General features: G+C 56.9%; 23 protein-coding genes. 19 read left to right on the top strand and 4 right to left on the bottom strand.

What is annotated here, in order from left to right; genetic code table 11:
• Window positions 1–2: 2 nt before the first annotated feature.
• The 3 genes from KPHS_07940 to KPHS_07960 all read right to left on the bottom strand — a co-directional run bounded on the left by KPHS_07940 (window position 3) and on the right by KPHS_07960 (window position 3352).
• On the bottom strand, window positions 3–1094 hold the full coding sequence (locus tag KPHS_07940; protein ID YP_005225094.1) for a 3-isopropylmalate dehydrogenase: 1092 nt from the start codon (window positions 1092–1094) through the stop codon (window positions 3–5).
• Complete coding sequence (locus KPHS_07950) at window positions 1094–2665, bottom strand: 2-isopropylmalate synthase (protein ID YP_005225095.1); 1572 nt, start codon at window positions 2663–2665, stop codon at window positions 1094–1096. The genes KPHS_07940 and KPHS_07950 overlap by 1 nt, the downstream gene beginning before the upstream one ends.
• A 567-nt stretch (window positions 2666–3232) precedes the next feature.
• The gene (locus tag KPHS_07960; RefSeq protein YP_005225096.1) at window positions 3233–3352 is read right to left on the bottom strand and encodes a hypothetical protein; all 120 of its coding nucleotides are present in this window, start codon (window positions 3350–3352) and stop codon (window positions 3233–3235) included.
• A 108-nt stretch (window positions 3353–3460) separates the two neighbouring features.
• Here KPHS_07960 and KPHS_07970 point away from each other — a divergent pair, with 108 nt between their 5' ends.
• The 14 genes from KPHS_07970 (at window position 3461) to KPHS_08100 (ending at window position 19979) form a co-directional block, all read left to right on the top strand.
• Window positions 3461–4429, top strand: a complete 969-nt coding sequence (locus KPHS_07970; protein ID YP_005225097.1) for a leucine transcriptional activator — start codon at window positions 3461–3463, stop codon at window positions 4427–4429.
• Window positions 4430–4847: 418 nt separating this feature from the next.
• Window positions 4848–6548 (top strand): acetolactate synthase 3 catalytic subunit, encoded by a 1701-nt coding sequence (locus KPHS_07980; RefSeq protein ID YP_005225098.1) that lies wholly within the window; start codon window positions 4848–4850, stop codon window positions 6546–6548.
• Window positions 6521–7042, top strand: a complete 522-nt coding sequence (locus tag KPHS_07990; RefSeq protein YP_005225099.1) for an acetolactate synthase III small subunit — start codon at window positions 6521–6523, stop codon at window positions 7040–7042. The genes KPHS_07980 and KPHS_07990 overlap by 28 nt, the downstream gene beginning before the upstream one ends.
• A gap of 180 nt (window positions 7043–7222) precedes the next feature.
• Window positions 7223–8227: a LacI family transcriptional regulator gene (locus tag KPHS_08000; RefSeq protein ID YP_005225100.1), complete on the top strand. Its 1005-nt coding sequence runs from the start codon at window positions 7223–7225 to the stop codon at window positions 8225–8227.
• Between the two features lie 640 nt (window positions 8228–8867).
• Window positions 8868–9326, top strand: coding sequence for a cell division protein MraZ (locus tag KPHS_08010; RefSeq protein YP_005225101.1), 459 nt, complete (start codon window positions 8868–8870; stop codon window positions 9324–9326).
• A gap of 2 nt (window positions 9327–9328) precedes the next feature.
• A complete protein-coding gene (locus tag KPHS_08020; RefSeq protein YP_005225102.1) occupies window positions 9329–10270 on the top strand; it encodes an S-adenosyl-methyltransferase MraW in 942 nt (313 codons plus the stop codon).
• 152 nt (window positions 10271–10422) lie between these two features.
• The gene (locus KPHS_08030) at window positions 10423–10632 is read left to right on the top strand and encodes a cell division protein FtsL (protein YP_005225103.1); all 210 of its coding nucleotides are present in this window, start codon (window positions 10423–10425) and stop codon (window positions 10630–10632) included.
• Between the two features lie 15 nt (window positions 10633–10647).
• The gene (locus KPHS_08040) at window positions 10648–12414 is read left to right on the top strand and encodes a division-specific transpeptidase, penicillin-binding protein 3 (RefSeq protein YP_005225104.1); all 1767 of its coding nucleotides are present in this window, start codon (window positions 10648–10650) and stop codon (window positions 12412–12414) included.
• Entirely contained in the window at window positions 12401–13888 is a 1488-nt protein-coding gene (locus KPHS_08050) for a UDP-N-acetylmuramoylalanyl-D-glutamate--2,6-diaminopimelate ligase (RefSeq protein YP_005225105.1), read from the top strand. Before KPHS_08040 ends, KPHS_08050 begins: the two co-directional genes overlap by 14 nt.
• Entirely contained in the window at window positions 13885–15243 is a 1359-nt protein-coding gene (locus KPHS_08060) for a UDP-N-acetylmuramoyl-tripeptide--D-alanyl-D-alanine ligase (RefSeq protein ID YP_005225106.1), read from the top strand. The genes KPHS_08050 and KPHS_08060 overlap by 4 nt, the downstream gene beginning before the upstream one ends.
• A complete protein-coding gene (locus KPHS_08070) occupies window positions 15237–16319 on the top strand; it encodes a phospho-N-acetylmuramoyl-pentapeptide-transferase (protein YP_005225107.1) in 1083 nt (360 codons plus the stop codon). Before KPHS_08060 ends, KPHS_08070 begins: the two co-directional genes overlap by 7 nt.
• Before the next feature lie 2 nt (window positions 16320–16321).
• Window positions 16322–17638, top strand: a complete 1317-nt coding sequence (locus KPHS_08080; protein ID YP_005225108.1) for a UDP-N-acetylmuramoyl-L-alanyl-D-glutamate synthetase — start codon at window positions 16322–16324, stop codon at window positions 17636–17638.
• The gene (locus KPHS_08090) at window positions 17638–18912 is read left to right on the top strand and encodes a cell division protein FtsW (protein ID YP_005225109.1); all 1275 of its coding nucleotides are present in this window, start codon (window positions 17638–17640) and stop codon (window positions 18910–18912) included. Before KPHS_08080 ends, KPHS_08090 begins: the two co-directional genes overlap by 1 nt.
• Window positions 18909–19979: an N-acetylglucosaminyl transferase gene (locus KPHS_08100; RefSeq protein YP_005225110.1), complete on the top strand. Its 1071-nt coding sequence runs from the start codon at window positions 18909–18911 to the stop codon at window positions 19977–19979. The genes KPHS_08090 and KPHS_08100 overlap by 4 nt, the downstream gene beginning before the upstream one ends.
• Here the strand turns inward: KPHS_08100 and KPHS_08110 are convergent.
• On the bottom strand, window positions 19976–20089 hold the full coding sequence (locus tag KPHS_08110) for a hypothetical protein (protein ID YP_005225111.1): 114 nt from the start codon (window positions 20087–20089) through the stop codon (window positions 19976–19978). The two genes, KPHS_08100 and KPHS_08110, sit on opposite strands and share 4 nt — an antisense overlap.
• Between KPHS_08110 and KPHS_08120 the strand changes: the two genes are divergently transcribed.
• From KPHS_08120 to KPHS_08160, 5 genes are all read left to right on the top strand, one after another.
• Complete coding sequence (locus KPHS_08120) at window positions 20042–21502, top strand: UDP-N-acetylmuramate--L-alanine ligase (protein ID YP_005225112.1); 1461 nt, start codon at window positions 20042–20044, stop codon at window positions 21500–21502. The two genes, KPHS_08110 and KPHS_08120, sit on opposite strands and share 48 nt — an antisense overlap.
• A complete protein-coding gene (locus tag KPHS_08130; RefSeq protein YP_005225113.1) occupies window positions 21495–22415 on the top strand; it encodes a D-alanine--D-alanine ligase in 921 nt (306 codons plus the stop codon). Before KPHS_08120 ends, KPHS_08130 begins: the two co-directional genes overlap by 8 nt.
• The gene (locus tag KPHS_08140) at window positions 22384–23247 is read left to right on the top strand and encodes a cell division protein FtsQ (protein ID YP_005225114.1); all 864 of its coding nucleotides are present in this window, start codon (window positions 22384–22386) and stop codon (window positions 23245–23247) included. Before KPHS_08130 ends, KPHS_08140 begins: the two co-directional genes overlap by 32 nt.
• Entirely contained in the window at window positions 23244–24506 is a 1263-nt protein-coding gene (locus KPHS_08150) for a cell division protein FtsA (RefSeq protein ID YP_005225115.1), read from the top strand. Before KPHS_08140 ends, KPHS_08150 begins: the two co-directional genes overlap by 4 nt.
• A gap of 62 nt (window positions 24507–24568) precedes the next feature.
• Window positions 24569–25720, top strand: coding sequence for a cell division protein FtsZ (locus KPHS_08160; RefSeq protein ID YP_005225116.1), 1152 nt, complete (start codon window positions 24569–24571; stop codon window positions 25718–25720).
• Window positions 25721–25891 lie beyond the last annotated feature (171 nt).

The raw sequence follows: 25891 nt of genomic DNA on the forward strand, positions 1-25891 counted from the left end.
GATTACACCCCTTCTGCGACATAGCGGGCAATAATATCGCCCATTTCATCAGTGCTGACCGCCGCCGTGCCGCGCGCTAAGTCGCCGGTTCGAACCCCTTCTTCTAAGGCGCGGTTGATCGCGTTTTCAATGGCGGTCGCCGCTTCGTCAGCGTCGAGGCTGTAGCGCAGCAGCAGAGCCAGGGAGAGGATCTGCGCGATCGGGTTGGCGATATTTTTGCCGGCGATATCCGGTGCGGAACCGCCCGCCGGCTCGTACAGGCCAAAACCTTGTTCATTGAGGCTGGCGGACGGCAGCATACCCATCGAGCCGGTGATCATCGCGCACTCGTCGGAGAGGATGTCGCCAAACAGGTTGGAGCACAGCAGCACGTCGAACTGGGACGGATCTTTAATCAGCTGCATGGTGGCGTTATCGATATACATATGCGCCAGCTCAACGTCCGGATACTCCTTGCCGATCTCGCTGACGATTTCGCGCCACAGGATGGAGGACTGCAGAACGTTGGCCTTATCGATGGAAGTCACTTTGTGACGACGCTTGCGGGCGGATTCAAAAGCGATGCGCGCGATACGCTCGATCTCAAAGCGGTGATACACCTCGGTATCAAAGGCTTTCTCATGCTGACCGCTGCCTTCGCGGCCTTTCGGCTGGCCGAAGTAGATGCCGCCGGTCAGTTCGCGTACGCAGAGAATGTCGAAGCCGTTAGCAGCGATGTCGGCGCGCAGCGGGCAGAACTCTTCCAGCCCCTGATACAGTTTGGCCGGGCGCAGGTTGCTGAACAGTTTAAAGTGTTTACGCAGCGGCAGCAGCGCGCCACGCTCTGGTTGTTCCGCCGGCGGCAGGTGCTCCCATTTCGGACCGCCGACGGAGCCGAACAGGATCGCATCCGCCTGCTCGCATCCGGCGACGGTCGCCTGCGGCAGGGGAGTTCCCTGACGGTCGATGGCCGCCCCGCCAACGTCATACTGGCTGGTGGTAATGTGCATGGCAAAACGTTGGCGCACGGCTTCCAGTACTTTCATCGCCTGGTTCATCACTTCCGGGCCAATGCCATCACCCGGCAAAACGGCAATATGGTAATTCTTCGACATTACACGGTTTCCTTATTGTTCTCTTTATTCTGAGCTTTGCGTTGCAATTCTTTTTCGACTTCGGCGGCGCGCCAGATGTTGTTCAGCACGTGAACCATCGCTTTGGCTGACGACTCTACGATATCCGTTGCCAGACCAACGCCATGGAAGCGGCGGCCATTGTAGTCAACGACGATATCCACCTGGCCCAGGGCGTCTTTGCCGTGGCCTTTCGCGCTTAAGCCATACTTCACTAATTCAATGTTGTAGTCGGTGACGCGATTAATCGCCTGGTAGATAGCATCGACCGGACCGTTGCCGTTGGCGGCTTCGGTTTTGATCTCATCCCCGCAGACCAGTTTGATCGAGGCGGTGGCGATATCGCTGGATCCGGATTGGACGTTGAAGTAATCCAGGCGGAAATGCTCTGGCTCTTCCTGCTGCTTGTTGATAAAGGCCAGCGCTTCCAGATCGTAATCGAAGACCTGGCCTTTTTTGTCCGCCAGCTTCAGGAATGCGTCGTACAGATGATCCAGGTTGTAATCGCTCTCCTGGTAGCCCATCTCTTCCATCCGGTGTTTCACCGCCGCGCGGCCGGAGCGGGAAGTCAGGTTCAGTTGCACCTGGTTCAGGCCGATAGATTCCGGGGTCATGATCTCGTAGTTTTCGCGGTTCTTCAGCACGCCGTCCTGGTGAATGCCGGAGGAGTGGGCGAAGGCGCCGGTGCCGACGATGGCCTTGTTCGCCGGGATCGGCATATTGCAGATCTGGCTGACGGTCTGGCTGGTGCGCCAGATTTCATGATGATTAATGTTGGTGTGCACGTTCATGATGTCTTTGCGCACTTTGATCGCCATGATCACTTCTTCCAGTGCGCAGTTGCCGGCGCGTTCGCCGATACCGTTCATCGCACCTTCTACCTGGCGCGCACCGGCGTGGACCGCGGCGAGGGCGTTACCGACAGCGATGCCCAGATCATCATGGGTGTGGACGGAAATAATTGCTTTGTCGATATTCGGCACGCGATCATACAGGCCGCTGATGATGTTGGCATATTCGAACGGCATGGTATAGCCGACGGTATCCGGGATATTAATGGTGGTGGCGCCGGCGTTGATCGCCGCTTCCACGACGCGAGCCAGATCGGCAATCGGCGTACGGCCGGCGTCTTCACAGGAGAACTCAACGTCGTCAGTGTAGTTGCGTGCCCGCTTCACCATATAGATCGCGCGCTCAATAACCTCATCCAGCGTACTGCGCAGTTTGGTGGCGATATGCATCGGCGAGGTGGCAATAAAGGTATGAATACGGAAAGCCTCGGCCACTTTTAACGATTCCGCCGCCACGTCGATATCTTTCTCAACGCAGCGCGCCAGGGCGCACACGCGGCTGTTTTTAATGGTGCGCGTGATGGTTTGCACCGATTCAAAATCGCCCGGCGAGGATACCGGGAAACCGACTTCCATTACGTCGACCCCCATTCGCTCAAGGGCCAGTGCGATCTGCAGCTTCTCTTTGACACTCAGGCTTGCCTGTAACGCTTGTTCGCCATCACGTAAGGTCGTATCGAAAATAATGACTTGCTGGCTCATGGTTTGGATCCTTAGTCTGTGTCCTGGCGCCTTGTTGACGAGCATAAAAAAACCCGCGCCAAGGCGCGGGTTTTATAGTCTTGCTGGAAGATGACTTAACGCTGAACGTCGCCCAACAGCCTACCGCGCAAATGGCATGCGTTTAGTAGTAGTAGGCTGGTGATACGAGCGGTGCGAATCATTGCGTCAAACTCCAGATGAAATCGTTATGCTTTTAGAGTTACTGGATAGCTGTTTTAAAGTCAACCCCTGGCATGGAAAAAGCGTTTTGGGCTGACTAAATGAATTAGCAAAATGTGCTGATGTAAGCCCCATTTTGCCGAAGATCCTATTTTGGACCGAAAGCGGTTTATCCCCATTTGTTTCATTTGAAAAAGTGCTTTGCATTCAAGGCATCGTCGAACAGGTGTCGCCAATGAAGGGACAAAAAACGGTATCTGGATGAAAATATTAAATTTATTTTTCCTGTGAATGTATTCGAACGCTAGCGGATTATTTTTCAATGATAAGGATTTGTTAATTTTATGGAGGGAAAAATAAAATACTTTATTATTGCTTAAGTTACAGTTAACTCGTGGTGCTGTTTTTATTTTTATGGATTATGGTTACACTTATCATCATTAAGTAATCAGTATGGTTTGAGCGGCTCAGTTTTTTGATCAGGACCGTTTCTTCACTGCCACTCATAGCCTTGATATATTCCTAAAAATTTCTTTTGCTATTTTGTAAATGTCATTTGCATGGTAAATGATATTTTCGGCGCTAATTATAGCGGTTTAGTGAAGGGAATTCATCGTGACGGCGGAATTAGATATGTTAATTGAAACTCCAGAATATAAATCAGCCCCCGGACAGGAAGTCGTTAAACCTCAACTACGGATGGTTGATCTCAATCTGCTTACCGTTTTTGATGCGGTTATGCAAGAGCAGAATATTACTCGTGCCGCCCATACGCTCGGCATGTCACAACCCGCGGTGAGCAATGCGGTTTCACGACTGAAAGTGATGTTTAATGACGAGCTTTTTGTGCGCTATGGCCGCGGTATTCAGCCGACGGCGCGCGCCTATCAGCTGTTTGGCTCGGTACGCCAGGCGCTGCAGCTGGTCCAAAACGAATTGCCAGGCTCCGGTTTTGAACCGCTGAGCAGTGAGCGCGTGTTCCATCTGTGCGTCTGCAGCCCGCTGGATAACATCCTGACGTCGGTTATTTTTAATAAAGTTGCAGAGATAGCACCCAATATTCATTTAGTCTTTAAGTCTGCGCTGAATCAAAATACGGAACATCAGCTACGTTATCAGGAAACAGAATTCGTAATCGGTTATGAAGAGTTCCGTCGCCCTGAGTTTGCCTGCGTTCCGTTATTTAAAGACGAAATGGTCCTGGTCGCCAGTCGCAACCATCCGCGTATTTCCGGGCCGATGATGGAGGCGGATATTTATCGCGAGGAGCATGCCGCCGTTGCTCTCGACCGGTATGCCTCATTTAGTTTGCCGTGGTATGACACGGCCGATAAACAAGCGCGTATCGCCTATCAGGGTAATGCGATGGTCAGCGTATTAAACGTAGTATCGCAAACCCAGATGGTGGCCATTGCCCCGCGCTGGCTGGCAGATGAATTTGCTGACAAGCTTGCCCTGCAAATATTACCTTTGCCGTTGAAGGTCAACAGTCGGACCTGCTATCTCTCCTGGCACGAAGCCGCTGGTCGTGATAAAGGCCACCAGTGGATGGAAGAGCTGTTGGTGGACATTTGCAAGCGCTGACCCGACGACGATAGATAGCAAAGGAGCTTCGGCTCCTTTTTTTATATGACATAAATCAAATAAAGCAGAATTTTATTCTGTTTACCTTGCGCGAGGGGTTCGTTGTGTTCGTGAAAAATGGATCTATTCCTGTTATCACCCTTTTTCGCCGAGTATTTACCATTCTCTTTTCTTATCTCTGAAGCAATTCACCATATTTTCCCCTCACCGCTTTCTTTTCTTCTTATTCAAGAAATAAGGCCTCAGCTGCGGCGAATTGCCTGCCTGCTGGCGAGCAGTTATGGTAGTGGCATGCAGTACATTCACCTCAATGCGGAGGACCACTCCTTCGCATCGTGCGAGCGCGCGGAAATTGAGTTCCGCTGTCGTAAAACAATAAGCCTGGAGGCAAACCATGGAGATGTTGTCAGGAGCCGAGATGGTCGTCCAATCGCTTGTCGATCAGGGCGTCAAGCAAGTATTCGGCTATCCCGGAGGCGCAGTCCTCGATATCTATGATGCGTTACATACCCTTGGCGGTATCGATCATGTGCTGGTTCGTCACGAGCAGGCGGCGGTGCATATGGCGGATGGCCTGGCGCGGGCGACCGGGGAGGTCGGCGTGGTGCTGGTGACCTCTGGGCCTGGGGCGACGAACGCCATCACTGGCATTGCGACAGCCTATATGGACTCTATTCCGTTGGTGATCCTCTCGGGGCAGGTAGCCACCTCGCTTATCGGCTACGATGCCTTCCAGGAGTGCGACATGGTGGGGATTTCCCGTCCGGTGGTGAAGCACAGTTTCCTGGTGAAGCAGACCGAAGATATTCCCGGCGTGCTGAAGAAAGCCTTCTGGCTGGCGGCCAGCGGTCGCCCCGGTCCGGTAGTGGTCGATCTGCCGAAGGATATTCTCAATCCGGCGAAGAAGCTGCCTTACGTCTGGCCGGACGCAGTGAGCATGCGCTCGTATAACCCAACCACCAGTGGCCATAAAGGGCAGATTAAACGCGCCCTGCAGACCCTGGTGGCCGCAAGTAAGCCGGTCGTCTACGTCGGCGGCGGGGCGATCAATGCGCATTGCGAACCTCAGCTGCGCGAGCTGGTGGAAAAACTGAAGCTGCCGGTGGCCTCATCCTTGATGGGACTTGGCGCTTTCCCGGCGACACACTCGCAGGCGCTGGGGATGCTGGGGATGCACGGCACCTATGAAGCCAACATGACCATGCACCACTCGGACGTGATTTTTGCCGTCGGCGTTCGCTTTGACGACCGGACCACCAATAACCTGGCCAAGTATTGTCCGAACGCGACGGTACTGCATATTGATATCGATCCGACTTCAATCTCGAAAACCGTGCCGGCAGATGTGCCGATCGTCGGCGATGCCCGGCTGGTGCTGGAGCAGATGCTGGAGCTGCTGGAGCAGGAGGAAGCGCAGCAGCCGCTGGACGACATTCGCGACTGGTGGCAACAGATCGAGCAGTGGCGTGCCCGTCATTGTCTGCGCTACGACGACCAGAGCGATAAAATCAAACCGCAGGCGGTAATTGAAACTATCTGGCGGCTGACCCAGGGCGATGCCTACGTCACTTCCGATGTGGGTCAGCATCAGATGTTCGCCGCCCTGTATTACCCCTTCGATAAACCGCGGCGCTGGATTAACTCCGGTGGTCTCGGCACCATGGGCTTTGGCCTACCGGCTGCGCTGGGGGTCAAAATGGCTCTGCCGGACGAAATGGTGGTCTGCGTGACCGGTGACGGCAGTATCCAGATGAACATTCAGGAACTCTCCACTGCGCTGCAGTATGAGCTGCCGGTCCTGGTGCTTAACCTCAACAACCGCTATCTCGGGATGGTGAAGCAGTGGCAGGATATGCTCTATTCCGGGCGTCACTCGCAGTCCTATATGGAATCGCTACCGGACTTTGTCCGTCTGGCGGAAGCCTATGGCCACGTCGGGATCCGCATCAGCGAGCCGCAGGAGCTGGAGACGAAGCTTGCTGAAGCTCTGGAGCAGGTGCGCCAGCGTCGGCTGGTGTTTGTCGATGTGACCGTCGACGGCAGTGAGCATGTGTACCCCATGCAGATCCGCGGCGGCGGCATGGATGAAATGTGGTTGAGCAAAACGGAGAGGACCTGATTATGCGCCGGATATTATCGGTATTACTGGAAAACGAATCGGGTGCATTGTCCCGCGTTATCGGCCTCTTTTCCCAGCGTGGCTATAATATAGAAAGCCTGACTGTCGCGCCGACGGACGATCCCACTCTCTCCAGAATGACCATTCAGACCGTGGGCGATGAAAAAGCGATTGAGCAGATTGAAAAGCAACTGCACAAGCTGGTGGATGTCCTGCGGGTCAGCGAGCTGGGGCAGGGGGCTCATGTTGAACGCGAAATTATGCTGGTGAAGGTTCAGGCCAGCGGCTATGGCCGTGAAGAAGTGAAGCGCAACACCGAAATCTTCCGCGGACAGATTATCGACGTGACGCCTTCTATCTATACCGTCCAGCTCGCCGGCACCAGCGATAAGCTGGATGCATTTCTGGCCTCGCTGCGCGATGTCGCTCGGATTGTGGAAGTGGCTCGCTCCGGCGTGGTCGGCCTGTCTCGCGGTGATAAAATCATGCGCTAAGGATCGGGAACTGCTGTAAAAATAGCCCGGCAGAGACTGTCGGGCTTTTTTTTTGCGAAATCAGTAGGAACTGTAAGCGAAAGCGGTTGCTGCGCTAACTATTCTGCGCTTAGATGTTATAAAAAGGATTCCATACCTGAATAATGGTTATGTTTGGCACTTCTTACCCAAGGGGCAATTGTGAAACTGGATGAAATCGCCCGGCTGGCCGGTGTTTCAAGAACCACCGCGAGCTATGTGATTAATGGCAAAGCGAAGCAGTACCGCGTAAGCGATAAAACGGTCGAAAAAGTGATGGCTGTGGTGCGAGAGCACAACTATCACCCAAATGCGGTCGCTGCTGGCCTGCGTGCAGGACGCACACGCTCTATCGGTCTGGTGATCCCGGATCTGGAAAACACCAGCTATACCCGGATTGCAAATTATCTCGAACGTCAGGCGCGTCAGCGCGGCTATCAGCTGCTGATTGCCTGCTCGGAGGATCAGCCCGATAACGAGATGCGCTGCATCGAGCATCTGCTGCAGCGCCAGGTGGACGCTATCATTGTCTCTACTTCGCTGCCGCCGGAGCATCCTTTTTATCAGCGCTGGGCTAACGACCCGTTTCCGATTGTCGCCCTCGACCGCGCCCTCGATCGCGAGCACTTCACCAGCGTGGTTGGCGCTGACCGGGATGACGCCGAGATGCTCGCAGCTGAGCTGCGGACGTTTCCTGGCGAAACGGTGCTCTATCTCGGCGCGCTGCCGGAGCTGTCGGTGAGCTTCCTGCGCGAACAGGGCTTCCGTAAAGCCTGGCAGGACGATCCGCGTGAGGTGCATTATCTCTATGCCAACAGCTATGAGCGCGAAGCGGCGGCCCAGCTGTTTGAGAAATGGCTTGAAACCCATCCGATGCCACAGGCGCTGTTTACCACCTCTTTCCCGCTGCTGCAGGGCGTAATGGATGTGACCTTGCGTCGCGAGGGTAAACTGCCCTCCGAGCTGGCGATCGCCACCTTCGGTGATAATGAGCTGCTCGATTTTCTGCAGTGTCCGGTACTGGCCGTGGCCCAGCGTCATCGCGATGTCGCTGAGCGGGTGCTGGAGATTGTCCTCGCCAGCCTCGACGAACCTCGCAAGCCGAAGCCGGGTCTTAGCCGTATTCGCCGTAATCTCTATCGTCGCGGTAGCCTGAATCGCCGCTAAGGGCGCCATATCGCCAGCGCCCAGGTATTAACCTGGCAGGCCTGACCGTAAGCAGGCCGCTGGCGATAAATCAGGCAATTGACGTGCAAAATGCAAAACTGAATATATTTCAGACAAATCCCTAAACTTCTTTACGCGTTATTTTATTTTATTCACTGACCATCGTTTTGTGACTCCAAATGGGGTACAAAAAATGACTGCGCGGACTTTAATTGTATTATTTTGTTACATTCATCAGGTTAATTGCTGAATTAACACTCATTTTGTACGCGCCACGCTTTCTTCCCCGTCATATCCCGCGCCTGGCCAGTCCCTCTGCCAGCAACAGGTACTGTTAACGGCCGGCATAATGGCCTAAAATGCCGCTCGCGTCGCAAACTGACACTTTATATTTTCCCGCCGAAGATATTCTGTTGTTTATAACTGTTACGAGTTTGTTGGTTATTTTCTTACACGTATTCATAACGTTAATTTGCCTCGCCTGTTGATGATTTTTTCATCAGGGCTAATGTCGGCTGTAAATAATGGGTTTTTGAGCTCCGTTGGCATCCGTGCTGGCTTGACAAGCTTTTCCTCCGCTCCGTAAACTCCTTCTGGTGGGAATTTGTGGGGTAAAGTGGCGAAAAGGGGTGAGGCTGGCATGTTCCGTGGAGCAACGTTAGTCAATCTCGACAGCAAAGGCCGCCTGGCCGTGCCAACGCGCTATCGCGAAGGGCTGATCGAGGACGCTGCCGGTCAATTGGTATGCACCATTGACATTCATCACCCGTGCCTGCTGCTTTATCCATTGCCTGAATGGGAAGTCATCGAGCAGAAATTGTCGCGTTTATCGAGCATGAATCCCGTTGAGCGGCGCGTACAGCGTTTGCTTTTGGGTCATGCCAGCGAATGTCAGATGGATAATGCCGGCCGCTTGCTGATTGCGCCGGTGTTACGGCAGCATGCCGGGCTGACAAAAGAAGTGATGCTGGTCGGGCAGTTTAATAAATTTGAACTGTGGGATGAAACGACCTGGTATCAACGGGTCAAGGAAGATATCGACGCTGAGCAGTCCGCGACCGGTGAACTGTCGGAGCGCCTGCAGGATTTGTCCTTATAAAAATGATGGAAAATTATAAACATACTACGGTACTTCTGGATGAAGCCGTCAACGGCCTCAATATTCGTCCAGACGGTATCTATATTGATGGTACTTTTGGCCGCGGTGGTCACTCGCGCCTGATCCTCTCCCGGCTGGGTGCGGAAGGACGCTTGCTGGCCATCGATCGCGACCCGCAGGCGATTGCCGTCGCGCAAACCATCGATGACCCCCGCTTTTCCATCGTACATGGTCCCTTTTCACAACTCGCTGAGTACGTCGGCGAGCGCAATCTTACCGGTAAGATCGACGGCATTCTGCTCGATCTCGGCGTCTCTTCCCCGCAGCTTGACGATGCGGAACGCGGCTTTTCCTTTATGCGTGACGGGCCGCTGGATATGCGCATGGATCCGACGCGCGGTCAGTCCGCGGCCGAATGGCTGCAGACGGCTGAAGAAGACGATATCGCCTGGGTGATTAAAACCTTTGGCGAAGAGCGTTTCGGCAAACGTATCGCCCGCGCGATCGTCGAACGTAATCGCATTCAGCCGATGACCCGTACCAAAGAGCTGGCGGAAGTCATCGCCGCGGCGATGCCGGTAAAAGATAAGCACAAACATCCCGCGACCCGTACCTTCCAGGCGGTGCGCATATGGGTAAACAGTGAACTGGAGGAGATAGAGCAGGCGCTAAAAAGCTCGCTCAGCGTGCTGGCCCCGGGCGGGCGGCTGTCGATCATTAGTTTTCATTCGCTGGAAGATCGCATTGTGAAGCGCTTTATGCGTGAGCAAAGCCGCGGTCCGCAGGTTCCGGCGGGAATACCGATGACCGAAGCGCAGCTCAAAAAACTGGGCGGCCGTGAGTTGCGAGCACTAGGCAAGTTGATGCCGGGCGAAGAAGAGGTGGCAGAGAATCCACGCGCCCGTAGTTCAGTGCTGCGTATCGCAGAGAGGACGAACGCATGATCGGCAGAGTGACAGAGGCCTTAAGCAAGGTTAAAGGGTCGATTGGAAGCAACGAGCGCCATGCTTTGCCTGGCGTGATCGGGGACGACCTTCTGCGGTTTGGGAAACTGCCACTCTGCCTGTTCATTTGCATCATTATTACGGCGATTACCGTGGTCACCACTGCGCATCACACGCGCCTGTTGACCGCGCAGCGTGAACAGCTGGTTCTGGAGCGCGACGCCCTGGATATTGAGTGGCGCAACCTGATCCTCGAAGAGAACGCGCTCGGCGATCACAGTCGGGTTGAGCGGATCGCGACCGAGAAGTTACAGATGCAACACGTCGATCCATCACAAGAAAATATCGTTGTACAGAAATAAGGATTATTGCGACGGATGAAAGCAGCGCCAAAAACGCCTAAAGCAAAACGTCAGGAAGAACAGGCCAACTTTATCAGTTGGCGTTTTGCGTTGCTGTGCGGCTGTATTCTGCTGGCGCTGGCTTTTCTGCTGGGTCGCGTCGCCTGGCTACAGGTGATCAGCCCCGATATGCTGGTGCGCCAGGGCGATATGCGTTCTCTGCGCGTACAGGAAGTGTCCACCGCGCGCGGGATGATTACCGATCGCTCCGGACGTCCGCTGGCGGTCAGCGTGCCGGTGAAGGCTATCTGGGCCGACCCGAAAGAGCTCCATGACGCCGGCGGGGTTACCCTGGATACGCGCTGGAAAGCGCTGGCGGATGCCCTCAATATGCCGCTGGATCAGCTGGCGACGCGCATCAATACCAATCCGCGGATGCGGTTTATCTATCTGGCGCGTCAGGTTAACCCTGACATGGCCGATTACATCAAGAAGCTGAAGCTGCCGGGCATTCATCTGCGCGAAGAATCCCGTCGGTACTACCCTTCCGGGGAAGTAACCGCTCACCTCATCGGCTTTACCAACGTCGATAGCCAGGGGATTGAAGGGGTTGAAAAAAGCTTTGATAAATGGCTTACCGGTCAGCCGGGCGAGCGTATCGTGCGTAAAGACCGCTATGGCCGGGTAATTGAAGACATCTCTTCTACCGATAGCCAGGCAGCGCACAACCTGGCGCTGAGTATCGACGAACGCCTGCAGGCGCTGGTCTATCGCGAGCTAAACAACGCCGTGGCCTTTAACAAAGCCGAGTCGGGCAGCGCCGTGTTAGTAGATGTTAACACCGGTGAAGTGCTGGCGATGGCCAACAGCCCATCCTATAACCCGAACAACTTCGCCGGTACGGCAAAAGACACCATGCGTAACCGTGCGATTACCGACGTGTTTGAGCCGGGTTCGACGGTGAAACCGATGGTGGTCATGACGGCGCTGCAGCGCGGTATCGTCAACGAAAATACCGTGCTCAATACCGTGCCTTATCGAATTAACGGCCACGAAATCAAAGACGTGGCGCGCTACAGCGAATTGACCCTGACCGGGGTGCTACAGAAGTCGAGTAACGTCGGTGTTTCTAAGCTGGCGTTAGCGATGCCGTCCTCAGCGTTAGTAGATACTTACTCACGTTTTGGGCTTGGAAAGGCGACCAATTTGGGGTTGGTCGGAGAACGCAGTGGCTTATATCCTCAAAAACAACGGTGGTCTGACATAGAGAGGGCCACCTTTTCTTTCGGCTATGGGCTAATGGTAACCCCGTTACAGTTAGCGCGAGTCTACGCAACGATTGGCAGCTATGGCATCTATCGCCCGTTGTCGATTACCAAAGTTGATCCTCCGGTTCCGGGCGAGCGCGTCTTCCCGGAATCACTCGTTCGTACCGTCGTTCATATGATGGAAAGCGTGGCGCTGCCCGGCGGCGGCGGTGTGAAAGCGGCGATCAAAGGCTATCGCATCGCGATTAAAACCGGTACGGCGAAAAAAGTGGGGCCGGATGGCCGCTATATCAACAAATATATTGCTTACACCGCAGGCGTTGCGCCCGCCAGCCATCCGCGCTTCGCGCTGGTGGTGGTGATCAACGACCCGCAGGCAGGTAAATACTACGGTGGCGCCGTTTCCGCGCCGGTCTTCGGTGCCATCATGGGCGGCGTATTGCGCACCATGAACATCGAGCCGGATGCGCTGGCAACGGGCGAAAAAAGTGAATTTGTAATTAATCAAGGCGAGGGAACAGGTGGCAGATCGTAATTTGCGCGACCTACTCGCTCCATGGGTGCCAAACGCACCGGAGCGCATTCTGCGAGAGATGACGCTGGACAGCCGGGTGGCTGCTTCCGGCGATCTCTTTATCGCGGTACAGGGTCATCAGGCGGACGGGCGTCGTTATATCCCGCAGGCGATAGCGCAAGGTGTGGCTGCCATTATTGCTGAAGCGCAGGGCGAAGCTAAAGACGGTGAGATCCGTGAAATGCACGGCGTGCCGGTTATCTACCTGAGCCAGCTTAACGAACGCTTATCGGCGCTGGCCGGGCGTTTTTATCATCAGCCGTCGCAGCAGCTGCGTCTGGTGGGCGTCACCGGCACCAACGGGAAAACCACCACCACTCAGCTGCTGGCGCAGTGGGCAAAGCTGCTCGGCGAAACCAGCGCGGTGATGGGGACCGTCGGTAACGGTCTGCTGGATAAAGTCGTTCCAACTGAAAACACCACCGGTTCCGCGGTGGACGTTCAACATGTGCTCTCCAGTCTGGTCGGGCAGGGGGCTACCTTCGGCGCGATGGAAGTCTCCTCCCATGGTCTGGTACAGCACCGCGTAGCGGCCCTGCAGTTTGCCGCCTCGGTGTTTACCAATCTCAGCCGCGATCATCTCGACTACCATGGCGACATGGAGCACTACGAAGCGGCGAAATGGCTGCTGTACTCCACCCATCATTGCGGTCAGGCCATCGTCAATGCTGACGATGAAGTCGGTCGTCGCTGGCTGGCAAAACTGCCGGACGCGGTGGCGGTATCGATGGAAGATCATATCAACCCGAATTGCCACGGCCGCTGGCTAAAGGCCACCGCGGTGAACTATCACGACAGCGGGGCGACCATCCAGTTTGACTCCAGCTGGGGCAAGGGCGAAATCGAAAGCCGCCTGATGGGCGCCTTTAACGTCAGCAATCTGCTGCTGGCGCTGGCCACGCTGCTGGCGCTGGGCTATCCGCTGGCCGATCTGCTGAAGAGCGCAGCGCGTTTACAGCCGGTGTGCGGCCGTATGGAAGTGTTCAGCGCGCCGGGTAAACCTGCCGTGGTGGTGGATTATGCCCATACGCCTGACGCGCTGGAAAAAGCGCTGCAGGCGGCACGCCTGCACTGCAGCGGCAAGCTGTGGTGCGTCTTCGGCTGCGGCGGCGACCGCGACAAAGGTAAACGTCCGTTGATGGGCGCTATCGCGGAAGAATTTGCCGACATCGTGGTCGTGACTGACGATAACCCGCGCACCGAAGAGCCGCGGGCGATTATCAACGATATTCTGGCCGGCATGCTCGATGCAGGTCAGGCGAAGGTGATGGAAGGCCGCGCGGAAGCGGTGACCAACGCCGTGATGCAGGCGAAAGAGAACGACGTGGTGCTGGTGGCGGGTAAAGGCCATGAAGATTACCAGATCGTCGGCAACCGCCGTCTGGATTATTCCGACCGCGTGACCGTCGCGCGTCTGCTGGGAGCGGTAGCATGATTCGCTTTACGTTAAGTCAACTTGCCGCGATCGCCCATGGCGAACGGCAGGGTAGCGATGTCGCTATCGACGAGGTGACCACCGATACCCGTAAAGTGACGGCGGGCTGCCTGTTTGTGGCGCTGAAAGGGGAGCGTTTCGACGCCCATGATTTTGCCGAACAGGCGAAAGCGGCGGGCGCCGGCGCGCTGCTGGTGAGTCGTCCGCTGGCCTGCGATCTCCCGCAGGTGATTGTGAACGATACCCGGCAGGCTTTCGGTGAGTTAGCCGCCTGGGTGCGTCAGCATGTGCCGACTCGCGTCGTCGCCCTGACCGGCTCGTCCGGTAAAACCTCGGTTAAAGAGATGACCGCGGCGATCCTCAGCCAGTGCGGCAACACGCTGTATACCGCCGGCAACCTGAACAACGATATCGGCGTCCCGATGACGCTACTGCGGCTGACCAAAGAGCATCAGTACGCGGTGATCGAACTCGGCGCCAACCACCAGGGCGAAATCGCCTGGACCGTCAGCCTGACGCGTCCGGAAGCGGCGCTGGTCAACAACCTTGCTGCGGCGCACCTGGAAGGTTTCGGTTCGCTGGCGGGCGTGGCGAAGGCGAAGGGCGAAATCTATACCGGTCTGCCGGAAAATGGCATCGCCATCCTCAATGCCGACAATAACGACTGGCTGAACTGGCAGGCGGTGATTGGCGATCGCAAAGTGTGGCGCTTCTCGCCGAACGCGGCGAACAGCGATTTCACGGCGACCAACGTGCAGATCACTAGCCACGGCACCGAATTTACGCTGCAGACCCCAACCGGCAACGTTGACGTACTGCTGCCGCTGCCGGGACGCCACAACATCGCTAATGCGCTGGCCGCCACTTCGCTGGCGATGGCGGTAGGCGCCGATTTGGCGGCGGTGAAAGCCGGACTGGCGCAGCTGCAGGCCGTTCCGGGACGTCTGTTCCCGATCCGGCTGACCGAGAGCCAGCTGCTGCTGGATGATTCCTATAACGCTAACGTTGGTTCGATGACCGCGGCGGTGCAGGTGCTGTCAGAGATGCCCGGCTTTCGCACGATGGTGGTCGGCGATATGGCAGAGCTTGGCGCGGAGAGCGCGGCCTGCCATCGCGAAGTCGGCGAAGCGGCGAAAGCGGCGGGTCTGGATTGCGTCCTCAGCGTCGGTGCCTTGAGCGCGGATATCAGCCGCGCCAGCGGCGTGGGCGAACATTTTAACGATAAAGCCGCCGTGGTGGCTCGCCTGCGCGAGCTGCTGGCGGAGCACAAAATAATGACCATTTTAGTGAAGGGTTCACGTAGTGCCGCCATGGAAGAGGTAGTACGCGCATTACAGGAGACTGGGACATGTTAGTATGGCTGGCCGAACACTTGGTCAAATATTATTCCGGCTTTAACGTCTTTTCATATCTGACGTTTCGCGCCATCGTCAGCCTGCTGACCGCGCTGTTCATCTCGTTGTGGATGGGCCCGCGCATGATCGCCCGTCTGCAAAAACTCGCCTTTGGCCAGGTCGTACGTAACGACGGCCCGGAGTCTCATTTCAGTAAACGCGGTACTCCGACCATGGGCGGGATCATGATCCTCACCGCGATCACCGTTTCCGTTCTGCTGTGGGCCTATCCATCTAACCCGTACGTCTGGTGCGTACTGACGGTATTAATCGGCTACGGCATCATCGGTTTCGTTGATGATTACCGTAAAGTCGTGCGCAAAGATACCAAAGGCCTGATCGCCCGCTGGAAGTATTTCTGGATGTCGGTGATCGCCCTGGGCGTGGCCTTCGCGCTGTATCTGGCGGGGAAAGATACCCCGGCAACCGAGCTGGTGGTGCCGTTCTTTAAAGACGTAATGCCGCAGCTGGGGCTGTTCTATATCTTGCTGGCCTACTTCGTTATCGTCGGTACCGGCAACGCCGTCAACCTGACCGACGGCCTCGACGGCCTGGCGATTATGCCGACCGTTTTCGTCGCGGCAGGCTTTGCGCTGGTGGCATGGGCCACCGGCAACATGAATTTTGCCAACTACCTGCATATCCCGTATCTGCGCCACGCTGGCGAGCTGGTGATCGTCTGTACGGCGATTGTCGGGGCGGGGCTGGGCTTCCTGTGGTTCAACACCTACCCGGCGCAAGTCTTTATGGGCGACGTCGGTTCACTGGCGCTCGGCGGCGCGTTGGGCATTATCGCCGTGCTGCTGCGTCAGGAGTTCCTGCTGGTGATCATGGGCGGGGTTTTCGTGGTGGAAACGCTGTCGGTTATTCTGCAGGTCGGCTCCTTTAAGCTGCGCGGTCAGCGCATCTTCCGCATGGCGCCGATCCACCACCACTATGAACTGAAAGGCTGGCCGGAGCCGCGCGTTATCGTGCGCTTCTGGATTATTTCGCTGATGCTGGTGCTGATTGGCCTGGCGACGCTGAAGGTACGTTAATCATGGCAGATTATCAGGGTAAAAAAGTCGTCATTATTGGGCTGGGTATGACCGGCCTGTCATGCGTGGACTTTTTCATGGCGCGCGGCGTAACCCCGCGCGTGATGGACACCCGCGTCGCGCCTCCGGGGCTGGATAAATTACCCGAATCGGTCGAATGCCATGTCGGCGGACTCAATGATACCTGGCTGCTGGCGGCGGACCTGATTGTCGCCAGTCCGGGGATTGCGCTGGCCCATCCTTCGCTCAGCGCAGCGGCCGACGCTGGCGTAGAGATCGTTGGCGATATCGAACTGTTCTGCCGCGAAGCGCAGGCGCCGATTATCGCCATTACCGGTTCTAACGGCAAAAGCACTGTTACTACCCTGGTGGGCGAGATGGCGAAAGCCGCTGGAGTTAACGTCGGCGTGGGCGGCAATATCGGCCTGCCGGCGCTGATGCTGCTGGACACCGATCGAGAGCTGTATGTGCTGGAGCTCTCCAGCTTCCAGCTGGAAACCACCTCCAGCCTGCAGGCGGTGGCGGCAACCATCCTCAACGTGACTGAGGACCATATGGACCGCTACCCGCTGGGGCTGCAGCAGTATCGCGCGGCGAAGCTGCGGATTTACGAGAATGCGAAGACCTGCGTGGTGAACGCGGACGATGCGCTCACCATGCCGGTACGCGGGGCGGACGAACGCTGCATTAGCTTTGGCGTCGATGTCGGTGACTACCACCTTAACCGCCAGCAGGGCGAAACCTGGCTGCGCGTTAAAGGTGAGAAAGTCCTCAATGTGAAAGAGATGCCTCTCACCGGTCAGCATAACTACAGCAACGCCCTGGCGGCGCTGGCGCTGGCCGATGCCGCGGGTCTGCCGCGGGCCAGCAGCCTGAAGGCGCTGACCACCTTTACCGGTCTGGCGCACCGTTTCCAGCTGGTGCTGGATCACAACGGCGTACGCTGGATTAACGACTCGAAGGCGACCAACGTCGGCAGCACCGAGGCGGCGCTGAACGGCCTGCAGCTGGACGGCACGCTCTATCTGCTGCTGGGCGGCGACGGCAAGTCCGCTGATTTTACCCCGCTGAAGCGCTACCTCGGCGGCGATCGTATTCGCCTGTACTGCTTTGGTCGCGATGGCGCCGAGCTCGCTGAGCTGCGTCCTGAGGTGGCGGTACAAACTGAGACTATGGAACAGGCGATGCGTCAGATTGCTCCCCTGGTGAAAGCGGGGGACATGGTTCTCCTGTCGCCGGCCTGCGCTAGCCTGGATCAGTTTAAGAACTTTGAACAACGGGGCGAGATGTTTGCCCGTCTGGCGAAGGAGTTAGGTTGATGCGTTTCTCTCTCCCACGCCTGAGAATGCCGCAGCTGAGCCTGCCTCGGCTGAGACTGCCGCGATTGCCGGGGATGTTTATTTTCGCCTGGCTATTCGCTGCGCTGAAAGGCTGGGTGATGGGCTCGCGCCCGAAAGATAACGACAGTCTGGTGATGTATGACCGGATGCTGCTATGGCTGACCTTCGGCCTGGCGGCGATCGGCTTTATTATGGTGACCTCGGCGTCGATGCCGGTCGGACAGCGCCTGGCGAACGATCCTTTCCTCTTCGCCAAGCGTGACGGCCTGTACATTGTGCTGGCCTTCGCGCTGGCGATGATTACGCTACGTCTGCCGATGGATTTCTGGCAGCGCCACAGTACCGCGATGCTGATCGCCTCGATCGTCATGCTGCTGATCGTACTGGTAGTAGGCAGCTCGGTAAACGGCGCATCGCGCTGGATAGCCCTTGGTCCGCTGCGTATTCAGCCGGCGGAGTTCACCAAGCTGTCGCTGTTCTGCTACATCGCCAACTATCTGGTGCGTAAAGCCGACGAAGTGCGTAACAACCTGCGCGGCTTCTTAAAACCGATGGGCGTGATTTTCGTACTGGCCATCCTGCTGCTGGCGCAGCCTGACCTCGGTACCGTGGTGGTCCTGTTCGTCACCACGCTGGCGATGCTGTTTCTCGCCGGCGCGAAGCTGTGGCAGTTCATCGCCATTATCGGCATGGGTATTTCGGCGGTGGTCCTGCTGATCCTCGCCGAACCATACCGTATTCGCCGCGTGACCTCCTTCTGGAACCCGTGGGAAGACCCGTTCGGCAGCGGCTACCAGCTGACCCAGTCGCTGATGGCTTTCGGCCGCGGCGAGATGTGGGGGCAGGGCCTCGGCAACTCGGTGCAAAAACTGGAGTATTTACCGGAAGCGCACACTGACTTTATCTTCGCCATTATCGGCGAAGAACTCGGTTATATCGGTGTGGTACTGGCGCTTTTAATGGTATTCTTCGTCGCTTTCCGCGCCATGTCGATTGGCCGTAAAGCGCTGGAGATCGATCATCGCTTTTCCGGCTTCCTCGCCTGTGCGATTGGTATCTGGTTTAGCTTCCAGGCGTTAGTTAACGTCGGCGCGGCGGCGGGGATGCTGCCGACGAAAGGTCTGACGCTGCCGCTGATCAGTTATGGTGGTTCCAGTCTGTTGATTATGTCGACGGCCATTATGTTGTTGTTGCGAATTGATTATGAAACGCGTCTGGAAAAAGCCCAGGCGTTTACACGGGGTGTGCGATGAGCGGTCAGGAAAAGCGGTTGATGGTGATGGCGGGCGGTACCGGCGGGCATGTGTTCCCGGGACTGGCGGTCGCGCACCATTTAATGGACCAGGGCTGGCAGGTTCGCTGGCTGGGTACCGCCGATCGTATGGAAGCGGATTTAGTGCCGAAAAACGGCATCGAAATTGATTTTATCCGCATCTCCGGCCTGCGTGGCAAAGGTATCAAAGCGCAGCTACTGGCGCCGGTGCGTATTTTTAACGCCTGGCGTCAGGCGCGGGCGATCATGAAGCGTTTCCAGCCGGACGTGGTGCTGGGTATGGGCGGCTATGTTTCCGGGCCTGGCGGTCTGGCGGCGTGGTCGCTGGGGATCCCGGTGGTCCTCCACGAGCAAAACGGCATTGCCGGCCTGACTAACAAGTGGCTGGCGAAGATTGCGAAGAAAGTGATGCAGGCGTTTCCCGGCGCGTTCCCGCATGCGGACGTCGTTGGGAACCCGGTGCGCACCGATGTACTGGCGCTGCCGCTGCCAGGTCAGCGTCTGGTTGGCCGTCAGGGGCCGATTCGCGTGCTGGTGGTCGGTGGCTCTCAGGGCGCGCGCGTCCTGAACCAGACGATGCCGCAGGTGGCGGCGAAGCTCGGCGCTACGGTGACCATCTGGCATCAAAGCGGCAAAGGCGGCCAGCAAACCGTGCAGCAGGCCTATGCCGCCGCCGGACAGCCGCAGCATAAAGTGACGGAATTTATTGATGACATGGCCGCGGCGTATGCCTGGGCAGATGTTGTGGTTTGCCGTTCCGGCGCGCTGACGGTTAGCGAAATCGCGGCCGCAGGTTTACCAGCGCTGTTTGTCCCGTTCCAGCACAAAGATCGTCAGCAGTACTGGAATGCGCTGCCGCTGGAGAAAGCCGGCGCGGCGAAAATTCTTGAACAGCCTGAGTTCACGGTAGAGGCGGTTGCCTCTACCCTGGCGAGCTGGGATCGGGAAACCTTGCTGGATATGGCGGAACGAGCGCGTGGCGCTTCGATTCCGGACGCTACCGAGCGGGTAGCAGAAGAGGTCAGCGCCGTAGCTTTGGCGCGCTAATTGCGGTGATTTTCACCGCCCGAATACAGAAGTTGATGGCGTAAAGAATGAATACACAAGATTTGGCAAAACTGCGTTCCATAGTGCCCGAGATGCGTCGCGTTCGGCACATTCACTTTGTCGGCATCGGCGGTGCCGGTATGGGCGGTATTGCCGAAGTGTTGGCTAACGAAGGTTACCAGATCAGCGGCTCCGACCTGGCGCCGAATCCGGTGACCCAGCAGCTGTCGCAGCTTGGCGCCACCATTTATTTCAACCATCGCCCGGAAAACGTGCGTGATGCCAGCGTGGTTGTCGTTTCCAGCGCGATTTCGGCAGATAACCCGGAAATCGTTGCCGCGCATGAGGCGCGTATCCCGGTGATCCGTCGTGCCGAAATGCTGGCGGAACTTATGCGCTTTCGCCACGGGATCGCCATTGCCGGGACCCACGGCAAAACCACCACCACCGCGATGGTATCCAGCATTTACGCCGAGGCCGGGCTGGACCCGACCTTCGTCAACGGCGGACTGGTAAAAGCGGCGGGCGTACATGCCCGTCTTGGCCATAGCCGTTACCTGATCGCGGAAGCGGATGAGAGCGACGCGTCGTTTCTGCATCTGCAGCCGATGGTGGCCATTGTCACCAACATCGAAGCCGATCACATGGATACCTACCATGGCGACTTTGAGAATCTGAAGCAGACCTTTATCAACTTCCTGCACAACCTGCCGTTCTACGGACGCGCGGTGATGTGCGTGGACGATCCGGTGATCCGGGAATTGCTGCCGCGCGTTGGCCGGCAGATCACCACCTATGGTTTTAGCGACGACGCCGACGTGCGCGTCGAGGACTATCGTCAGGTTGGGGCGCAGGGGCATTTCCGCCTGGTACGCCAGGATAAAGCGATCCTGCAGGTGACGCTCAATGCCCCGGGACGCCATAACGCGCTGAACGCGGCGGCGGCCGTCGCCGTGGCGACGGAAGAGGGGATTGACGATCGGGCTATTCTGCGCGCACTGGAGAGCTTCCAGGGAACAGGACGCCGCTTTGATTTTCTTGGCGAGTTTCCGCTGGCCGAAGTCAACGGCAAACCGGGCAGCGCGATGCTGATCGATGATTACGGTCACCACCCGACGGAAGTGGACGCCACCATTAAAGCAGCGCGCGCCGGCTGGCCGGATAAAAACCTGGTGATGGTATTCCAGCCGCACCGTTATACCCGTACCCGCGATCTGTATGATGATTTTGCCAACGTGCTGACCCAGGTGGATGCCCTGCTGATGCTGGACGTCTATCCGGCGGGCGAAGCGCCGATCCCGGGCGCCGACAGCCGCTCGCTGTGCCGCACCATTCGCGGCCGCGGGAAAGTGGATCCGATCCTGGTGCCCGATTCGGCCCAGGCCGCGGAGATGCTGGCGTCAGTCCTGACCGGCAACGATTTAGTACTGGTGCAGGGCGCCGGTAACATCGGTAAAATCGCCCGCCACCTGGCTGAAATCAAACTGATCCCGCAAAAAACGGAGGAGGAGCGCCATGGCTGATAAAATCGCGGTGCTTTTCGGTGGAACCTCCGCTGAACGTGAAGTGTCGCTGAATTCAGGCGCGGCGGTGCTGGCCGGGCTGCGTGAAGGCGGGGTGGACGCCCATCCGGTCGACCCGCGCGATGTTGATATTACCCAGCTAAAAAAGCAGGGCTTTAAGAAAGCGTTTATTGCCCTCCACGGCCGCGGCGGGGAAGATGGCACTCTGCAGGGGCTGCTGGAGTTAATCCAGCTGCCTTATACCGGCAGCGGCGTGATGGCTTCGGCGATTTCAATGGATAAACTGCGCAGCAAGTGGCTGTGGCAGGGCGCCGGATTACCGGTCGCGCCGTGGGTGGCGCTGACCCGCGCCCAGTTTGCCGCCGGGCTGTCTACTGACGTCGAACAGCAAATTGCGGCGCTGGGTCTGCCGGTCATCATCAAGCCGAGCCGTGAAGGCTCCAGCGTCGGGATGTCGAAAGTCAGCGAAAGTTGTGATTTAGCGAGTGCATTGGCGTTGGCTTTTCAGCATGATGATGAAGTTTTGGTCGAAAAATGGCTCAGTGGACCGGAATTTACCGTCGCCATAGTCGGTGAAGAAATTTTACCGTCAATACGTATCCAGGCCGCGGGAACCTTCTATGATTATGAGGCGAAGTATCTCTCTGATGAGACGCAATATTTCTGCCCAGGATTTGAAGATCCCGCGCGTGAGTCAGCTATTCAGAACCTGGTGCTTAAAGCCTGGAATGTTCTGGGTTGCAAAGGCTGGGGCCGTATTGACGTGATGCTGGACAGCGATGGCCAGTTTTATCTGCTGGAAGCGAATACTTCCCCGGGCATGACCAGCCATAGCCTTGTGCCAATGGCGGCGCGTCAGGCAGGAATGAGCTTCTCCCAGCTTGTTGTACGAATTCTGGACCTGGCGGGGTGATATGTCGCAGGCTGCGCTGAATACGCGGAACCATGAAGAAGAGGCTTCTTCTTCGCGTCGGAGTAATGGAACGCGGCTGGCAGGGATCGTTTTCCTGCTCGCGGTGCTGTTTACCGTGCTGGTCAGCGGGTGGATGGTTCTTGGCTGGATGGAAGATGCGCAGCGCTTACCGCTGTCGAAGATGGTGGTGACCGGCGAGCGCCACTATACGCGCAATGATGACATCCGTCAGGCGATCCTGGCGCTGGGTTCGCCGGGTACCTTTATGACTCAGGATGTGAACATCATCCAGAGCCAGATTGAACGTCTGCCGTGGATTAAGCAGGCGAGCGTCCGAAAGCAGTGGCCCGATGAATTGAAGATTCATCTGGTTGAATATGTGCCGATTGCGCGCTGGAATGATCAACATATGGTGGATGCAGAAGGAAATGCCTTCAGCGTGCCGGCGGATCGCACCAGCAAACAGAATTTACCGATGTTATACGGTCCCGAAGGCAGCGAGAACGAAGTGCTGCAGGGGTATCGTGACATGGGGCAGGTGCTGGCAAAGGATAAATTCACGTTGAAAGTGGCGGCGATGACCGCCCGTCGCTCCTGGCAGTTGACGCTTAATAATGACATCAAGCTCAACCTTGGCCGTGGCGATACCATGAAACGGCTTCAGCGCTTTATGGAACTCTACCCGGTTCTTCAGCAGCAGGCGCAGACCGACGGCAAACGGATTAGCTACGTTGATTTGCGTTATGACTCGGGTGCGGCAGTGGGCTGGGTACCTGCTCCCGCAGAGGAAACTAATCAACAACAGAATCAGGCACAGGCAGAACAACAATGATCAAGGCGACGGACAGAAAACTGGTAGTTGGACTGGAGATTGGCACCGCCAAGGTGGCCGCTTTAGTAGGGGAAGTTCTGCCCGACGGCATGATCAATATCATCGGCGTGGGCAGTTGCCCATCGCGTGGTATGGATAAAGGCGGTGTGAACGACCTCGAGTCGGTGGTGAAATGCGTACAGCGCGCCATCGACCAGGCCGAACTGATGGCGGATTGCCAGATTTCATCAGTTTATTTGGCACTTTCGGGTAAACATATAAGCTGTCAGAATGAAATCGGGATGGTACCGATTTCGGAAGAAGAAGTGACGCAGGACGACGTCGAGAACGTGGTCCACACCGCGAAGTCGGTTCGCGTTCGCGATGAACATCGTGTCCTGCACGTGATTCCGCAGGAATATGCTATCGACTACCAGGAAGGGATTAAAAACCCGGTAGGGCTGTCCGGCGTGCGTATGCAGGCGAAGGTGCATCTGATCACCTGCCATAACGATATGGCAAAAAACATTGTTAAAGCAGTGGAACGTTGTGGTCTGAAAGTTGACCAACTTATTTTCGCCGGGTTAGCGGCCAGTTATTCGGTATTAACAGAAGACGAACGTGAGCTGGGCGTCTGCGTTGTGGATATCGGCGGTGGTACAATGGATATCGCCGTCTACACCGGCGGCGCATTGCGTCACACCAAAGTGATCCCGTATGCCGGCAACGTGGTGACCAGCGATATCGCCTATGCCTTCGGTACGCCGCCGAGCGATGCCGAAGCGATTAAGGTTCGTCACGGATGCGCATTGGGTTCCATCGTCGGTAAAGACGAAAACGTCGAAGTACCGAGCGTTGGTGGACGTCCTCCGCGTAGCCTGCAGCGTCAGACGTTGGCAGAGGTGATTGAACCGCGCTATACCGAGCTGCTTAACCTGGTCAATGAAGAGATCCTGCAGCTGCAGGAACAGCTCCGCCAGCAGGGTGTTAAACATCATCTGGCGGCGGGGATTGTGTTAACCGGCGGCGCGGCGCAAATTGAAGGTCTGGCGGCCTGTGCGCAGCGCGTGTTCCATACTCAGGTGCGCATTGGCGCGCCGCTGAACATCACCGGTTTAACCGACTATGCCCAGGAGCCGTATTATTCAACGGCGGTGGGGCTGCTGCACTACGGGAAAGAGTCACATCTCAGTGGTGAAGCGGAAGTAGAAAAACGCGTGACGGCCTCAGTGGGCTCGTGGATTAAGCGACTCAACAGCTGGCTGCGAAAAGAGTTTTAATTTTTTAAGAGAACGCAGACAATTAGCGTTCTCAGGCGACAGGCACAAGACGGAGAGAAACTATGTTTGAACCTATGGAACTGACCAACGACGCGGTGATTAAAGTCATCGGCGTCGGTGGCGGCGGCGGTAACGCCGTTGAACACATGGTGCGCGAGCGCATTGAGGGTGTTGAATTCTTCGCGGTAAACACCGATGCGCAGGCGCTGCGTAAGACGGCGGTTGGCCAGACTATCCAGATCGGTAGCGGTATTACCAAAGGTCTGGGCGCGGGCGCGAACCCGGAAGTCGGCCGTAACGCGGCTGATGAAGACCGTGAAGCGCTGCGCGCAGCCCTTGATGGCGCAGACATGGTGTTCATCGCGGCAGGCATGGGCGGCGGTACCGGTACCGGCGCGGCGCCCGTAGTCGCGGAAGTGGCGAAGGATCTGGGGATCCTCACCGTTGCGGTGGTCACTAAGCCGTTTAATTTTGAAGGTAAGAAGCGCATGGCGTTCGCTGAGCAGGGGATCACCGAGCTGTCCAAGCACGTTGACTCACTGATCACCATCCCGAACGACAAGCTGCTGAAGGTCCTGGGTCGTGGAATTTCCCTGCTCGACGCATTCGGCGCGGCAAACGACGTCCTGAAAGGCGCGGTGCAGGGTATCGCCGAACTGATCACCCGTCCGGGTCTGATGAACGTCGACTTCGCGGACGTCCGTACCGTGATGTCTGAAATGGGCTACGCGATGATGGGCTCCGGGGTGGCGAGCGGTGAAGACCGTGCGGAAGAAGCGGCTGAAATGGCTATCTCTTCTCCGCTGCTGGAAGATATCGACCTGTCAGGCGCGCGCGGCGTGCTGGTCAACATTACTGCGGGCTTCGACCTGCGTCTGGACGAGTTCGAAACTGTGGGTAACACCATCCGTGCTTTTGCCTCGGATAATGCGACCGTGGTTATCGGTACCTCTCTGGACCCGGATATGAACGACGAGCTGCGCGTGACCGTAGTGGCGACCGGTATTGGCATGGATAAGCGTCCGGAAATCACCCTGGTAACCAACAAGCAGGTTCAGCAGCCGGTGATGGATCGTTACCAGCAGCATGGTATGTCGCCGCTGACGCAAGAGCAGAAGCCGGCAGCCAAAGTGGTGAACGACAATACGCCGCAAACCGCGAAAGAGCCGGATTATCTGGATATCCCAGCCTTCCTGCGTAAGCAAGCCGATTAAGAATCGACTGGAAGTTGGGCATCTGCGCTCTTTGTGCTAAACTGGCCTCCCGATAGTGGTGTACACTTCGGTTGGATAGGTAAATTGGCGAGATTATACGATGATCAAACAAAGGACTCTTAAACGTATCGTTCAGGCGACTGGCGTCGGTTTGCATACCGGCAAGAAAGT

It is taken from the genome of Klebsiella pneumoniae subsp. pneumoniae HS11286 (assembly GCF_000240185.1).
GTDB classification, from domain to species: domain Bacteria; phylum Pseudomonadota; class Gammaproteobacteria; order Enterobacterales; family Enterobacteriaceae; genus Klebsiella; species Klebsiella pneumoniae.

What these genes read in the sequence shown, in the direction of transcription:
- KPHS_07940 (YP_005225094.1), bottom strand. Translation starts at nt 1,094, where the DNA reads ATGTCGAAGAATTACCATATTGCCGTTTTGCCGGGTGATGGCATTGGC.
- KPHS_07950 (YP_005225095.1), bottom strand. Translation starts at nt 2,665, where the DNA reads ATGAGCCAGCAAGTCATTATTTTCGATACGACCTTACGTGATGGCGAA.
- KPHS_07960 (YP_005225096.1), bottom strand. Translation starts at nt 3,352, where the DNA reads ATGAGTGGCAGTGAAGAAACGGTCCTGATCAAAAAACTGAGCCGCTCA.
- KPHS_07980 (YP_005225098.1), top strand. Translation starts at nt 4,848, where the DNA reads ATGGTCGTCCAATCGCTTGTCGATCAGGGCGTCAAGCAAGTATTCGGC.
- KPHS_08010 (YP_005225101.1), top strand. Translation starts at nt 8,868, where the DNA reads ATGTTCCGTGGAGCAACGTTAGTCAATCTCGACAGCAAAGGCCGCCTG.
- KPHS_08020 (YP_005225102.1), top strand. Translation starts at nt 9,329, where the DNA reads ATGATGGAAAATTATAAACATACTACGGTACTTCTGGATGAAGCCGTC.
- KPHS_08040 (YP_005225104.1), top strand. Translation starts at nt 10,648, where the DNA reads ATGAAAGCAGCGCCAAAAACGCCTAAAGCAAAACGTCAGGAAGAACAG.
- KPHS_08060 (YP_005225106.1), top strand. Translation starts at nt 13,885, where the DNA reads ATGATTCGCTTTACGTTAAGTCAACTTGCCGCGATCGCCCATGGCGAA.
- KPHS_08070 (YP_005225107.1), top strand. Translation starts at nt 15,237, where the DNA reads ATGTTAGTATGGCTGGCCGAACACTTGGTCAAATATTATTCCGGCTTT.
- KPHS_08080 (YP_005225108.1), top strand. Translation starts at nt 16,322, where the DNA reads ATGGCAGATTATCAGGGTAAAAAAGTCGTCATTATTGGGCTGGGTATG.
- KPHS_08090 (YP_005225109.1), top strand. Translation starts at nt 17,638, where the DNA reads ATGCGTTTCTCTCTCCCACGCCTGAGAATGCCGCAGCTGAGCCTGCCT.
- KPHS_08100 (YP_005225110.1), top strand. Translation starts at nt 18,909, where the DNA reads ATGAGCGGTCAGGAAAAGCGGTTGATGGTGATGGCGGGCGGTACCGGC.
- KPHS_08130 (YP_005225113.1), top strand. Translation starts at nt 21,495, where the DNA reads ATGGCTGATAAAATCGCGGTGCTTTTCGGTGGAACCTCCGCTGAACGT.
- KPHS_08150 (YP_005225115.1), top strand. Translation starts at nt 23,244, where the DNA reads ATGATCAAGGCGACGGACAGAAAACTGGTAGTTGGACTGGAGATTGGC.
- KPHS_08160 (YP_005225116.1), top strand. Translation starts at nt 24,569, where the DNA reads ATGTTTGAACCTATGGAACTGACCAACGACGCGGTGATTAAAGTCATC.